The 14,036-nt window shown below is 62.3% G+C and carries 13 protein-coding genes; 5 read left to right on the top strand and 8 right to left on the bottom strand.

Going from position 1 to position 14,036, the window contains the following annotated elements; all coding sequences use genetic code 11:
* The 6 genes from WBB95_RS27785 to WBB95_RS27760 all read right to left on the bottom strand — a co-directional run.
* On the bottom strand, window positions 1–492 hold a 492-nt coding region (locus tag WBB95_RS27785; RefSeq protein WP_424490486.1), incomplete at its 3' end, for a type III secretion effector protein.
* Window position 493: 1 nt separating this feature from the next.
* On the bottom strand, window positions 494–856 hold the full coding sequence (locus WBB95_RS27780; protein ID WP_424490485.1) for a hypothetical protein: 363 nt from the start codon (window positions 854–856) through the stop codon (window positions 494–496).
* 186 nt (window positions 857–1,042) lie between these two features.
* A complete protein-coding gene (locus WBB95_RS27775) occupies window positions 1,043–1,366 on the bottom strand; it encodes a type III secretion protein (RefSeq protein ID WP_424490484.1) in 324 nt (107 codons plus the stop codon).
* Between the two features lie 178 nt (window positions 1,367–1,544).
* Entirely contained in the window at window positions 1,545–3,965 is a 2,421-nt protein-coding gene (locus WBB95_RS27770) for a TonB-dependent siderophore receptor (RefSeq protein WP_424490483.1), read from the bottom strand.
* A gap of 97 nt (window positions 3,966–4,062) precedes the next feature.
* Entirely contained in the window at window positions 4,063–5,016 is a 954-nt protein-coding gene (locus WBB95_RS27765; protein WP_424490482.1) for a FecR family protein, read from the bottom strand.
* Window positions 5,017–5,039: 23 nt separating this feature from the next.
* Window positions 5,040–5,540 (bottom strand): sigma-70 family RNA polymerase sigma factor, encoded by a 501-nt coding sequence (locus WBB95_RS27760; protein WP_424490481.1) that lies wholly within the window; start codon window positions 5,538–5,540, stop codon window positions 5,040–5,042.
* A 146-nt stretch (window positions 5,541–5,686) separates the two neighbouring features.
* Here WBB95_RS27760 and WBB95_RS27755 point away from each other — a divergent pair, with 146 nt between their 5' ends.
* The 4 genes from WBB95_RS27755 (at window position 5,687) to WBB95_RS27740 (ending at window position 9,818) form a co-directional block, all read left to right on the top strand.
* Window positions 5,687–6,487, top strand: a complete 801-nt coding sequence (locus tag WBB95_RS27755; protein ID WP_424490480.1) for a glucose 1-dehydrogenase — start codon at window positions 5,687–5,689, stop codon at window positions 6,485–6,487.
* Window positions 6,480–8,306, top strand: coding sequence for a glycoside hydrolase family 15 protein (locus WBB95_RS27750; protein ID WP_424490479.1), 1,827 nt, complete (start codon window positions 6,480–6,482; stop codon window positions 8,304–8,306). Before WBB95_RS27755 ends, WBB95_RS27750 begins: the two co-directional genes overlap by 8 nt.
* A 48-nt stretch (window positions 8,307–8,354) precedes the next feature.
* Window positions 8,355–8,828, top strand: coding sequence for a cysteine hydrolase family protein (locus tag WBB95_RS27745; protein ID WP_424490478.1), 474 nt, complete (start codon window positions 8,355–8,357; stop codon window positions 8,826–8,828).
* Window positions 8,829–8,912: 84 nt separating this feature from the next.
* Window positions 8,913–9,818 carry an alpha/beta fold hydrolase gene (locus tag WBB95_RS27740; protein WP_424490477.1) on the top strand — a complete coding sequence of 302 codons (906 nt, stop codon included), beginning with the start codon at window positions 8,913–8,915 and terminating at the stop codon, window positions 9,816–9,818.
* Between the two features lies 1 nt (window position 9,819).
* On the opposite strand, the gene WBB95_RS27735 is transcribed toward WBB95_RS27740, so the two are convergent.
* Together WBB95_RS27735 and WBB95_RS27730 are read right to left on the bottom strand one after the other, a co-directional pair.
* Window positions 9,820–12,030, bottom strand: a complete 2,211-nt coding sequence (locus WBB95_RS27735) for an ATP-binding protein (RefSeq protein ID WP_424490476.1) — start codon at window positions 12,028–12,030, stop codon at window positions 9,820–9,822.
* Window positions 12,031–12,143: 113 nt separating this feature from the next.
* Window positions 12,144–13,112 (bottom strand): GlxA family transcriptional regulator, encoded by a 969-nt coding sequence (locus WBB95_RS27730; protein ID WP_424490475.1) that lies wholly within the window; start codon window positions 13,110–13,112, stop codon window positions 12,144–12,146.
* A 91-nt stretch (window positions 13,113–13,203) separates the two neighbouring features.
* Between WBB95_RS27730 and inhA the strand changes: the two genes are divergently transcribed.
* Window positions 13,204–13,884 carry an isonitrile hydratase gene (inhA, locus tag WBB95_RS27725; protein ID WP_424490474.1) on the top strand — a complete coding sequence of 227 codons (681 nt, stop codon included), beginning with the start codon at window positions 13,204–13,206 and terminating at the stop codon, window positions 13,882–13,884.
* Window positions 13,885–14,036 lie beyond the last annotated feature (152 nt).

The raw sequence follows: 14,036 nt of genomic DNA, 5'->3' as shown, positions 1-14,036 counted from the left end.
CAGCCACCCCTCGTGCCTGGAACGATTAAACAGACGCGTGTAATTCGCACGTTCCAAGGACCTTAATAAACCCGGGCGCTCGATGATGTTTTTTGCCGTGTACACGCAGTGCTCGCTGTACTTCTTGCGCGGTAGCCCCGTGGTGGGTTCCAGAATGGGCAGGCCGCGTGAATCAATGTCATCAGGATCATTCATCACGGCCTTGAGCAGCGCGATTTCCAAATACTCATGGGTTTCAAAAAAACCTGGGCGGTCTTTGGGCTTGTCCCGCAATTGCTTGAAATGGCCTTGCAGCGCCTGGACGACCTGCGCATTGCCTTGACCGTGAAAAGGGTCCTGGCTGAAGGTACAGGGTGAACTGTTACGTCGCAAAGTGGCGGCGGCCAAACTGAGGCTGTCGCGGGTGATATAGCCCTCGTTATCAATGATCGTGTCATTCAAGAGGGGACGCTTCAGAATTTCCCTGACCACCAGGATCACACGGTCGCGCACGTCAATCTCCTGTCAGCGCTTGAGCGGCAATTTGCCAGAGCGATGACTGCGTCAAGCGCCCGTCCTTGAGATAAGCGTGCAGTTCACCAAAGTGCTTTTCCAACTCGCCCGCCAATTGGCTGTCGCTGGAACTCGGCCCCGGGGCGGTGGTGTCTGCGCGGGCTGTTGGCGCGTTCTGCAGCGCCTGGTAGCGCAACGAAGACAAGGCTCCTCGCAGTGGCACAGGCCGCCGCGGCGGCATGTCCGGCGGGCCGTACTGCTCCGGACCGGCCGAATAAACAACGGACGGTGCCGAAGTCCTGCTGACCTCCGTGGCACCCAGGGCCGCTGGCTGTACGCGAGGTATTGCACCCTCAATTTTCATGTGTTTTCTCCCACCCTTTCCAAATCTGCACTGGCCTTAAGGCCCTCACCGAGATGCCCTGCCTCGTCAAAGGGAATACAGGGGCAACCAGCAACCGATGTGTGGCCGGCTGAAGGCGATAGTTCCGGTCAGCAGGGGAATACCAATAACAGCATGTAAAAAAGCCACGGCGCGTGTTCAACCCGGTTACAGGCTGCGCCACCACGTTGTCAGGCCATTGAGCAGTACTGCCCATGCGCCATTGGGCGGCCTCGGCAATCGTTGATCCATGCGTCTTGAAGGTTCAGGCGCCAACATGCCACGGGCGAAATCTTCGGCAACTGGCGCCCGGAACTTGCGTTGACCCGCGAAGGCTTTCATGCGCCGCGCCTCTTCGGCGTAAGCGTTCGACAGGGCCGCGCAGAGAGCGTCCTGAGGGGTGCCCTCGCCTTTCAACGAGGCTGGACGATCAATGCCGCGAAAAGCATCACCGCGGCCCGGCTGGCCGGATTGAGACGAAGTTGCAGTCATGTCTGGGCCCTGACTCAAAGTCTGAAAAGCGGCCAGTACGATCAAAGCCGCTGGGTCACCTTGAGTGGCAAACTGACGCAAACAGTTCCTGTACACGCCGTCAGTGGCCCGCTGACACCCGGAAAAAGGCAAAAAAAATCGCAGCCCTTGAGCTGCGATTTTCACATCGGTTGGCAGGTCAGAAACCGACGCTGGCCTGTACGAAGAACGTACGTGGCTCGCCCAGGTACAACCCGGCATTGTTGTCGCTGGAGCGCGTGTAGTGCTGTTGGTCGAAGACGTTTTTCACGCCCACACCCACTTTCAGGTTCGACAGCTGCGCACCGAAGTCATAACCGCTGCGTACGTTGACCGAGACATAACCCGCAATATCGCCGTACTGGCCATCGGCGGTGCCCTGGGTGATGTAGGTGGTGCCGGTGCCTGGCGCGCGCTGGCCGGACTGGGCATACACGTCCAGGTTATGGGTCCAGTGGTTGATGTCGTAGCGCAGGCCCGCCGTCGCCACTTCACGGGAGTACAGCGGCAAGTCGCGGCCCTTGAATGGAACATCGCCCTCGGCGGTGGCCTTGGTGTAGGTGAAACCGGCGCTGGCGCTCAAACCGTCGAGGCGCGGGTCCAGGTTCGACAGGTCGTAGTGGGCCGAGGTTTCGATGCCCTGGTGCTTGGTCGCGCCCAGGTTCGTCCAGCCCACATCGTTGCTGACGTATTGCAGTTCATCCGAGAAGTCGATGTAGAACAGCGTCACTTCACCGCCCCACACGCTGTCGTTGTAGCGCGTACCGATCTCGTAGGTCTTGGCTTTTTCCGGGTTCAGGCCATCGGCCGTCTGATTGACCCGGCCACCTTGCCCGATCTGGGCATATTGCAGGCTGCCGAATGAGGTTTCGTAGTTGGCGAACACTTTCCAGGCATCGGAAATGTGGTACATCACGCTCAATGCCGGCAGCGGTTCGTTGCTTTCGATCTTGCGGTTTTTCTCCACAGTGCGCACACCGTTGAGGGCGACGACCGGGCGATCGTGCCACGTGGTCTCGATGTCTTCGAAGCGAATACCCGGTGTGATCGTCCATTTGCCGATATCAATTTTGTTATCGATATAGAACGCATTGGCAACAGTGCCGCCGGTGCGGTCCTGGTAAACGTGCCCATCGCTTTGCCCGCCGGGCGTCGGCACATTGTCGACCAGGTTCAGGCTGCTGGCCTGCTCATGCATGCCCTCCTTGAGGTAGCGGTAACCGACGCTGACTTCCTGGGTGCTGGGCCCCAGGTCAAACACATGGGACACCCGCGGTTCAATGCCGAAGGTGTAATAACTGCGCGGGTAGGAGCCGATGGTCTTCAAGTCGCGGTTGGCAATGTTGCTGCCACGAAAGCTGTCGTTGTAGTAAGTCAGCACTTCGGCTTGGGTACGGTCGTCGATCTGGCGGATGTACTTGAAGGACACTTCTTTGCGGCGCCCGGTGAAGTTGTCCCAGTCACGCACCGACTGGTACGGGTTGGCGCTGAACTGCTTCTGGTTCAGGCCGCCGGGCATGTCGGCGCTGGCGTCGTAATAGTGAAGGTTAAACGAGAAATCGTCTTGATCGGTGGGCGCCCAGTGAGTCTTGAGGATCACATCGTCGATGTCGTTGGAGTTGTTGCCTTCGCGATAGCCGTTGCCATTCACGCCGGTATACAGCAACGCGACGCCGATGCCATTGTCGGCGGTGCCACCGATAAATGCGTTGTCGACATGTTTCCAGCCACCGTGCTCTGAGGTTTGCAGGGTGGTGCCCACTTCACCGGAAAATTTCTCCGGGATCGCGCGGGTCACGAAGTTGATCACACCGCCGACGTTCTGTGGCCCGTAACGCACGGAGCCGGCGCCACGGACCACGTCGATGCTGTCCAGGTTGCCGGCGGAAATCGGCGCCATCGACAGCTGTGGCTGGCCATACGGGGCGAACGCCGCCGGCACGCCGTCGATCAGCACGGTGGAACGCGGCGACAGGCGCGAAGTAAGACCACGCACGCCAACGTTGAGGGAAATATCGCTGCCACCGGTGCCGTTGGCTTCCTGCACCTGCACGCCAGGGATACGGCGCAACACGTCGCCCACGTTCATCGCGCCCTGCTCCACCATGGCTTCACGGCGCACAACCGTGCGCGCGCCAGGGTGGTTTTGCACCAGTTCGGCGTTGGCATCGCCCAGCCAGTCACCGACCACCTTGACGTCTGTGACGCCCAACTCCAGCGGCGAGCCCGCCTCACCGGTGCCGTTGCTCAGCGGGCGCAAGGTCACCGAACCGGCGTCGATCTGGTAATCCAGGCCGCTGCCTTGCAGCAGTCGGCGCAGGGCTTGTTCCGGTGACAGGTTGCCATCGACCGCAGGGGCTTGCTTGCCCGCAACCATGTCAGGGCTGAAGAACACTTGCAGGGACGTCTGCTGGCCCAGTTGGCTCAGCGCAGCGCCCAGGGGTTGGGCGCGGATATGGATACCGTCGTCCGCGTAGGCCGCAGGCAGCGCTGCACTCACGGCGAGCGCCAACGCAAGCGGCGCCCAGCGGGAGATTTTATTGTTGTTCACTTTACGGGTGTAGACGGCCAGTTTTTTCACGTCGAACCTAGTCCTGTAATCGCAAGAGTGTGCGGCTGTTAATGCAAACCAGTTGCAGTTGCAGGAGAAGACGAAGAACTCGAAAAAAACCTGAACGTCAGTGTGAAATTATTTCCTGGCTGCCGTCCGGCAAGGTTCGCAGGGCGACCGGCAGGATGTGCGGCAGGGCCTTGAGCAGGGCATCGGTGTCGTTGGCCTTGAACACGCTGGTCAAGCGCAGGTTACTCACCGCCGCCGTACTGACGCGCAACGGCTGCTCGCGATAACGCGACACTTCCCGCGCCACCTCACCCAGGCTGGCGTTATTGAACACCAGCTTGCCGGTGCGCCAGGCGGTCAATTCTTCGGGGTTCACGGCATAGGCCGCCACTACGTTGCCCTGGCTGTCGATATGCGTCCCCCGGCCAGCAGTGAGCGTGACGATGTCATCCGGCGCGCGCCCTTGCACCTTGACCGTGCCAGCCTCGACCACCACACGCGTCTGGTCGTCATCCCGGCGCACGTCAAAACGGGTGCCGGTCACTGTCACCTGCCCTGCCCCGGCCGCCACTACAAATGGGCGGCTGGTGTCGTGCTCGACACTGAACATCGCCTCGCCTTGTTTGAGCTCCACGCCGCGGCGGCCCTTTTCAAAGTGCACCGCGACGACGCTGCGGCTGTTCAGATCCATCACCGAGCCGTCGGGCAACGCCACCTGACGATGCTCGCCCACACGCGTACTGAACTCGGCGCTGTAGGGTTTGGGGTGATCCAGCCCACTGAACAGCCCCAGCCCCAAGGCCACCGCCAGCACACTGGCGGCGACCGCATACCGTACAATTCCACGGCGCTTGGGACGCTCGACTGGCGCTTCGCACAACGCCTGCAAACGCGCCTTGGGCAGCAAATCGGTGGCGCTCCACAGCCCCTGGAGCACGTCGAACTCGTATTGGTGCTCAGGCTTTTGCGCACGCCAGGCGTCGAAGCGCTGGCGCTCCTCAGCGCTCAACTCGGCGTCTTGCAGGCGTACAAACCAGTGCGCGGCTTCATCGCGAGCATGGCTATCCATCATGGAAGATCCTGTTTCAAAGCGGGTCATGGGGCCATCGCATCCAGGCGGTCACGCAGATGCCGCAGGGTGCGGATCATATACTTTTCCACCATGTTTTTTGACAACCCCAGGCGCACGGCAATTTCCTGCTGGGTGAGGCCTTCGATTTTCTGCCAGATGAAGATCTTGCGACAGTTGAGCGGAAGCTCCGCCAAGGCCTGCTCGATAGAGTCCGCCAGCTGGATCGCGTGCATGTACTGCTCCGGGTCGCCGCTGTGGGGCGAGCTCTGATCAAAGGCTTCCAGCGCCAATGCCTCGCGGCGGTCTTCGCGGCGATAGGCATCTACCGCAATATTGCGCGCCGTCTGGTGCAAGTAGGCACGCGGTTGCGCAACCTCGGTCGAACGCGACTCAAGCACTCGCACAAAGGTGTCGTGGGCCAGGTCTTCGGCCTGCTGACGGTTTCTCAGGCGGCGTGTCCAGGTTCCGATCAACTCTTCGTAATGCTCGAAGAAGCCTGTTCTGCGGGGCGGCTGAGGAGTCATCGCGTGAACACTGGGGAGGCGGGGGCGTGAATAGTAATGCTTCCTATTAAGCGGAGCAATTGCTACCTGTCGCCTGGCCCACCGGTGAACTTGTGCGCTGCCGCGTTAGTCAGCTGAAAGGACTCTCATAAAACGGTGGGTGGGCGATGCAGATTTCATTGCAGCAACAAGTGGCCCTGGTCACCGGCGCCAGTTCCGGCATCGGTGCGGGTGCAGCCAAGGCACTGGCGGAAGCCGGGGCCGCGGTGGTCCTTAACTACAACTCCCAGGCGGCACCGGCCGAGGCCCTGGCGGCGCAGATCAACGCCAACGGCGGGCGGGCGATTGCGGTCGGTGGCGATGTCTCCAAAGAAGCAGACGTAGAACGCCTGTTCGCCCAGACCCTCGACGCCTTCGGCCACCTGGACATCCTGGTCGCCAACTCCGGCCTGCAAAAAGACGCCAACCTGGTCGACATGACCCTCGATGACTGGAACACCGTGATCGGCGTCAACCTCACCGGCCAGTTTCTCTGTGCCCGCGCCGCCGTGCGTATTTTCAATCGCCAGGGCGTGCGCGAGGGCGTGTCACGGGCCGCCGGCAAGATCATCCACATGAGCTCGGTGCACCAGATCATCCCTTGGGCCGGGCACGTGAATTACGCCGCGTCCAAGGGCGGCGTGGAAATGCTGATGCGCACCCTCGCCCAGGAAGTCAGCGAGCAGCGCATTCGCATCAATGGCATTGCGCCTGGCGCGATCCGCACGGCAATCAACCGCGCAGCCACCGAAGGCGCAGCGGAACAAGAACTGCTCAAGTTGATCCCTTATGGCCGCGTCGGTGACGTGGAAGACGTGGCCAACGCTGTGGTCTGGCTGGCCAGCGACGCCTCCGATTATGTGGTGGGAAGTACCCTGTTCATTGACGGCGGCATGAGCCTTTATCCGGAGTTTCGTGGCAATGGTTGATTTAAAGAACGAACCCCAAAGCGCTATCGATGCCCACGGCATCATCGGCGACATGCGCAGTGCGGCGTTGATCAACGACAAGGGCAGCATCGACTTTTTCTGCTGGCCGGAATTCGACAGCCCGTCGATCTTTTGCGCGCTGCTCGACACCCCCGACGCGGGCACTTTCCAACTCACGCCCGACCTGCCCGACGCCCGCCGCGAACAGATCTATTTACCCGACACCAACGTGCTGCAAACCCGTTGGCTCAGCGATGAGGCCGTGGTGGAAATCACTGATTTGCTGGTGATCAGTGAAGAAATCGACGATTTGCCGCTGCTGATTCGCCGCGTGCGCGTGGTCAGCGGCAAGGCGACCATTCACCTGCGCTGCGCCGTGCGCCATGACTACGCGCGCGCACCGACCCACGCCAGCGATGTCGACGGCAAGGTGCACTTCACCGCCGACGGCCAGCCCGGCCTGCGCCTCGCGGGCAGCCACCCGCTGCAGATCGAAGACAATGCCGCCGTCGCCACCTTTTCCCTGGCGCAGGACGAAGGCGCAGAATTCGTCTTCGGCAGCGTGGACGACGAGCGCGTCGACTGCGGCTGCACCGACCTCGTCCTGGCGCACACCCTGAAGTTCTGGCGTGGCTGGATCGCCCAATCCAACTACCGTGGGCGCTGGCGCGAAATGGTCAACCGCTCGGCCCTGGCGCTGAAGCTCCTGACTTCGCGCAAACACGGCGCCATCATCGCCGCCGCCACCTTCGGCCTGCCGGAAACGCCGGGTGGCGAGCGCAATTGGGATTACCGCTACACCTGGATCCGCGATGCTTCGTTCACGGTGTATGCGTTCATGCGCCTGGGCTTCGTCGAGGAAGCCAACGCCTACATGCGCTGGCTCAAAGGCCGGGTCAGCGATTGCTGCGGCCAGCCGACCAAAATCAATATCCTCTATGGCATCGACGGCCGCCAGGAACTGCCGGAAACCGAGCTGGATCACTTCAGCGGCCACGGCGGCGCCAAGCCCGTGCGCATCGGCAATGAAGCGTTCGACCAGATCCAGCTGGATATTTATGGCGAGCTGATGGACGCGGTGTACCTGGTCAACAAATATGGCGAAGCCATTTCCCACGAAGGCTGGAAACACACGGTGGAAGTGGCCGATCAGGTGTGCGAAATCTGGAACACCGAGGACGTAGGCATTTGGGAAATGCGCGGTGAGCAGCATCACTTCCTGCATTCGCGCCTGATGTGTTGGGTGGCGCTGGACCGCGCGATCCGCCTGGCCTCCAAACGTTCGCTGCCCGCGCCGTTTGCGCGCTGGGACCAGACGCGCCAGGCGATCTACGCCGACATCTGGAGCAATTTCTGGAACGAAGAGCGCGGGCATTTTGTGCAGCACATCGGCAGCACCGCGCTGGATGGCTCGATGCTGCTGATGCCGCTGGTGCGCTTCGTCGCGGCCACCGACCCGCGCTGGTTGTCGACCCTCGAAGCGATCCAGAAAAGCCTGGTGCGCGACGGCATGGTCTACCGCTATCGCAACGACGACAGCCAGATCGATGGCCTGCAAGGCACTGAAGGCGCGTTTGCCGCGTGTTCGTTCTGGTACGTCGAATGCCTGGCGCGCGCCGGGCAAGTAGAGAAAGCGCACCTGGAATTCGAACAGCTGCTGCGTTACGCCAACCCGCTGGGCCTGTATGCCGAGGAATTCGACAGCCAGGCCCGCCACCTTGGCAATACGCCCCAGGCCTTGAGCCATTTGGCGCTGATCAGTGCAGCCACGTTCCTGGACCGCAAGCTCAGCGGAGAGAAGACCACCTGGCAACCCTGAGGTGGCCTGTGCACAATGGGCAGCCGCTCGATTGATAACGGGAAGCCCATGCGCCAGGTACTGCTGATCATCGACGTGCAACCCTCCTTCAAACCGCCCGCCTGGTTGGTCGACGGCATCAACGCCCTCCTTGGGCGCCTGCCGTCGGTGGCCACCGTGGAGCGCCACGACGAAAGCATCACGCCCTTCGCCCGCCAACTGGGCTGGCAGCCCGCACCGGATGACGACAGCCTGATTGCGGCGGATCGCATCTTCATCAAACACGGCTACGCGCCGACGCCCGAGACGATCGACCACCTCAAAAGCCTCGCGCCGGAGCGTGTGCTGGTGTGCGGAATTCAGACCGACACGTGCGTGCTGGCGGCCGGGTTTGCCTTGTTCGATGCAGGTTTGCAACCGACGCTGATCAGCGACCTGACGGTGGGCTCGTCGCTGGATCGCACGGGGAAACTGGGGGTGGATGTGTGGCGGCATCATTTCAAGCATGTGCTGAGCAGCGCCGACCTGGGTCTAGACAAGTAAGACCATTGCCTCAAACCACACCACTCTCCGTCATCCGTTTCGACTAGAGTTCCTGCTTCTTCGGTTACTTCGACAGAGTCCACCATGACCACCACCGCCCCGCTGCTGTTTGTCCGCACGCCCATGCTCGATGTGGCGTATGAAACCCACGGCCCCGAGGACGGTGAGCCGGTGATCCTGCTGCATGGCTTCCCGTATGACCCGCGTGGCTACGATGCAATTGCGCCGGCCCTGGCCGAGCGCGGTTGCCGGGTATTGGTGCCGTACCTGCGCGGTTATGGCCCTACGCGGTTTATCAATGACCAGGTGATGCGCTCCGGGCAACAGGCGGCGCTGGCCCAGGACCTGCTGGATTTCATGGATGCGCTGTCCATCCCTCAGGCCACGCTCGCAGGCTATGACTGGGGCGGACGCGCCGCGTGCATTGTCGCCGCGTTGTGGCCAGAGCGAGTGCGCGGGTTGGTGACCGGGGATGGCTACAACATCCAGGACATCGCCGGCTCGCTCAAGCCTCGGCAGCCTGAAACGGAGCATCGGTTGTGGTACCAGTTCTACTTTCACACCCAGCGCGGCGTGGACGGTTTGACTGCCAATCGCCGGGCGCTCTGCGAGTTGCTGTGGACGCTGTGGTCGCCGAGCTGGGCCGAGGGGCCGGGCCTGTACGGCCAGACCGCGCCATCGTTTGATAACCCGGACTTCGTCGAGGTGGTGGTTCACTCCTACCGCCACCGTTTCATGTACGCGCCTGGCGACCCGGCGCTGGAGGCCATCGAGCAAGCCCTGGCGCTGCAACCGCCGATTTCGGTACCGACCATTTCCCTGTGCGGCGCCGATGACGGTGTAGGCCCGGCCCCGGTGGAGGATGACGATGTGGAGCATTTCAACTGCGTGTACCGGCGCGAGGTCCTGGCTGGCGTAGGTCACAACATTCCCCAGGAAGCCCCGGCGGCTACGCTTGCGGCGATCTGCGAGTTACTCGATCGCACGTGAGTCAGTGCGCCGCCCCGATCCTGAAACTGAAGACACTGCCCTGCCCCTCCACGCTTTCCGCCCAGAGCGTGCCGCCGTGGGCTTCGATGATCCCATGGGAAATATACAAACCCAGACCGGTGCCCGTGGGGTTGCTCTCGCGGGAAGTCCAATAGCGCTCAAAGATGAAGGGCAATTGCGCCGCGCCGATGCCGGAGCCGTTGTCACACACACGAAACAGCACTTCCTCGTTTGCTGCCTGGGCAATCACTTCGATCGTCCCACCCAGGTCGGTGAACTTCAGGGCATTACCGAGCAGGTTGGAAAACACCTGGAACAGCCGCTCCGGGTCCGCCAGTACGCGCAGCCCCGGCTCGCTGCGCCAGGTGAGATTGACGCCTTTGGCCGCCGCCAGCGGGTGCCACATCAAGCCGAGCTGGTCCAGGGTCGCCGCCACTTCCAGCGGTTGCAGGGTCACCTGGTAACGCCCGGCCTCAATGCGTGAGATGTCGATCAGGTCTTCGAGCAAGGTGTTCATCCGCGACGTCGCGGTCTGCATGGTTTGAATCGCCGTGTTCAAGCGATGGGTGGCCTTGGTGTCATCGGCGGGCACCATCTTGCGCATCATGCCGCATTGCATCAGCAGGATCGTCAACGGGCTGCGCAAGTCGTGGGAAACCACCGCCACCATTTCATCCCGTGCGCGCACGGCGGCATGTTCGCGCTGCACTTGCCGCGCCAGGTCATGTTCCAGGGCATTGCGGCGCAGGCTCTCGACCGCCTGCAGCTCCGAGGCCGACCACGGCAGCGCCTGGCCGTCGACCGCCTGCTTCCAGCGCTCAAATGACAGCCGCGGGTTCAGGGCCTGAGTCGGCTCATCGCGGTGTTTGATGGGCTCTCCGCTCCACTGCACGGTGGTTTGGACCTCGGTACGAAACCACATCACCGCATTGTCCACAGGTTTGGGCAAGCGAAACGCCAACACGCCGCTGGCCTGGGTTTGATAGGCGGCGGCCGGCGCGAAGTCGGCAGACAATTGGTGGGTGACCACCACGCCTTTGCCCTGCTGTTGAATCCACGGATACAAGGCGCGGATGTCAGCCTCGCTCGGGCAAACACCGAAGAGATGCAGGCGTTTTTCCACCAGAATCGCCAGCCCTGTGGCGGCCGTCAGGTTCAACAGGGTTTGCGCGTGTGGCAGCAAGCTTTCCATCACGTCGCCCGTGTCAGCGGCCATGGCGCTGACCAGTGCGTCGATCATGCCGGTTTTTTCCTGCTGTTGACGCCGCGCCTCCTTTTCCTGAAGAAAGGTGATCTGCATCGACAATAATTGACCGATGCTGGTGCACGACATGCGCAACTCATGGGGCACGCGCAGGGGTTCGCGATGGCCGCACGTGATCAGGCCCCAGAGCTGGTCGTCCTTGATCAGAGAGATGCTCATGGATGAGCGCACGCCCATGTTTTTCAGGTAATGGCAGTGCACCGGCGAAACGCTGCGCAGCACCGCGAAGCTGAGGTCGAGGGCGCGGCCGTTGTCGGGGCGCATGGCCGGCAGGATCGGCACCGGCACATAGGCCGCATCGGGAATCACCCGAATCCAGTTCAGTCGATAGAGTTCACGGGCCTGGGGCGGAATATCCGAGGCGGGGAAACACAGGCCCAGGTACGGCTGCATGCCGTCACTGAGGGATTCACCGATGACTTTGCCATGCCCTTCCTGCTCAAAACGGTACAAGGTGACGCGGTCATAGCCGGTCAGTGCGCGGATCTCGGTGACGCATGTCTGGTACAGCCCATCAAGGGTCCTGGCCGACTGCAGGCGGCGCAAGGTGCGCGCCACGTGCAGCGCGGCGGCATGCCGAGGCGTCACGGAGCGCTCCAGTTCCAGGAATAGCAAACCCTGATGGCGGTGCAACAAGGCGTCAAACAGCATGCCATTGAGCGTCACCTGATGCAGCTCGTCTTCATCGGCGTCCAGGTCGGCCAACGCTCTGCGGAGGCTGACCAGCGCGTCATCGCCGACAAGGCTGCCCAAGGCCTGCCCGGACAACGGCGCCGGGCCCAGGCCCAACTCGGCATTCGCATTGGTGCTGGCTTGCAGCACCACCAGTGCGGGCTCGCTCAGCGTTAACAACACTCCGTGGGGCTGGATCGTCCCGGGAATATGAATGGGCTCGCTCGCGCAATCGTCCCGCAGAGGATCGGTGCTGATCGCAGGCATTGGTTTCATGAGGCAGGTCACGCCGGGGGGGCGGAGGGAATAGCGGCGCAGTTGGGGGAGATCACTGCGGAAAAGGTAATCCCGCCAACATAGCACCTTGATCCAGATGTGTACGTTTTCGTTCAAGCGGGGTCGCAGAAACGCTCGCGGTAGGCCTGGGGCGTGACCGCCAGGGTGCGCAGGAAACTGCGCCGCAGCGTCTCCTCGCAGCCAAAACCGCATTGCACGGCGATGCGCTTGATCGACGCCACACTGTCGGCCAGTTGCCGGCGCGCAGTTTCAACGCGAATCAGCTCGACTGCGCGCGCGGGGGTTTGCCCGGTCTCGGTACGGTAGTGGCGCACGAAACTGCGCTCGCTCATGCCAGCTTGCGCGGCGAGGGTTGCGATGTTGAGGTCCAGGGTCAGGTTTTCCGCCATCCAGGCGTGCAGGTCGGCGAAGCGGCTGTCGCCCTTTTGCAGGGACAAGGCGACGCTGAATTGCGACTGCCCGCCCGGGCGCTTGAGAAACACCACCAGGTGCCGCGCCACTTCCAGGGCGACGGCGCGGCCGAGGTCTTCCTCTACCAGCGCCAGGCACAAGTCGATGCCGGCCGTGACCCCGGCAGAGGTCCATACCGCGCCTTGCTGAATGAAGATCGGGTTGGACTCCACCGTCAGCGCCGGAAACTTGCGCGCCAGTTCTTCACAGCGCGTCCAATGAGTGGCCACGCGGCAGCCGTCGAGCAAACCGCTGGCGGCCAGCAGGAAAGCGCCGGTGCACACCGAGGTCATGCGCCGGGTGTGCCGGGCTTTCTCGCGCACCCACTCCACCAGCGCCGGGTCTTCGGCGGCGCCGTACACGCCCCAGCCTCCGGCGATCACCAGGGTGTCGCTGGGCTTATCAAAGGCGGGCAGCGGCTCGGCCACCAGCGCCAGGCCGGCGGAGGTCATTACCGGTGCTGACTGTGCAGCAATCACCGACACGGCGTAGGGCAACGGCAGCCCGCGCTGGCGATACAGGTCATTGGTCGACGCAAAGACCTGCAATGGCCCGGTCACGTCGAGCACCTGGGCATTATCAAAAGCGAGTACGTGGATGAGTCGAGGCATGATTGGCGTGATTCGTGGGTTCAATGGCGTATTCGCCAAAGCCTAGGCCACTAGAGTGAAGCCGTCCACCCCCCTTATCGGAGCCTCATTCATGACCTTGCAGATCGGCTTTCTGTTGTTCCCCGGCATCCAGCAACTGGACCTTACCGGCCCCTATGACGTGCTGGGTTCGCTGCCGGACGTGAAACTGCACCTGGTGTGGAAGGACCTGGCGCCCGTCACCTCCAGCACCGGCCTGGTGTTCACCCCGACAACCACCTATGCCGACTGCCCGAGCCTGGATGTGATTTGTGTGCCCGGCGGTTCCGGCGTCGGCGCGCTGATGGAAGACGTGCCCACGCTCGATTTTCTGAAGGCCCAGGCGAATTCGGCGCGTTACGTGACGTCGGTGTGCACCGGCTCTTTGGTGCTGGGCGCCGCGGGTTTGTTGCGCGGGCGCAAGGCGACGACGCATTGGGCCTACCACGACCTGCTCGCGCCGCTCGGTGCGATCCCGGTGCAGGCGCGGGTGGTGCGTGACGGCAACCTGTTCACCGGTGGCGGTATCACGGCCGGGATCGACTTTGCCCTGACCCTCGCGGCAGAGTTGTACAGCGAGGCGGCCGCGCAATTGGTGCAGTTGCAGATTGAATACGCGCCGGCGCCGCCGTTCGATTCGGGCAGCCCGGAGACTGCGCCCGCGCATGTGCTGGAAGAGGCCCATAAACGCACGGCGGAGTCGCGTCGGGTGCGTGGTGAGATTGTGGCGCGGGCGGCGGCGCGGTTGGGTTGATGTAAGGGTTGGTTTGTGGGGTACATATCCGTTGTTTGCGTTTTTGCTGATAGGGGTTCCGCTCTTACAGCGGCTCACTTTTGATAGAGCGCAAAAGTAAGCAAAACGCTCTTGCCCCTCCACTCGGTGCCTCGCCTAGGCTCGGCATGCCC

Source organism: Pseudomonas sp. (assembly GCF_049645325.1).
In the GTDB taxonomy this organism is placed as follows: Bacteria; Pseudomonadota; Gammaproteobacteria; order Pseudomonadales; family Pseudomonadaceae; genus Aquipseudomonas.
Note: the sequence above shows the minus strand (reverse complement) of the source record. Positions and strands in the feature narration are given on the sequence as shown.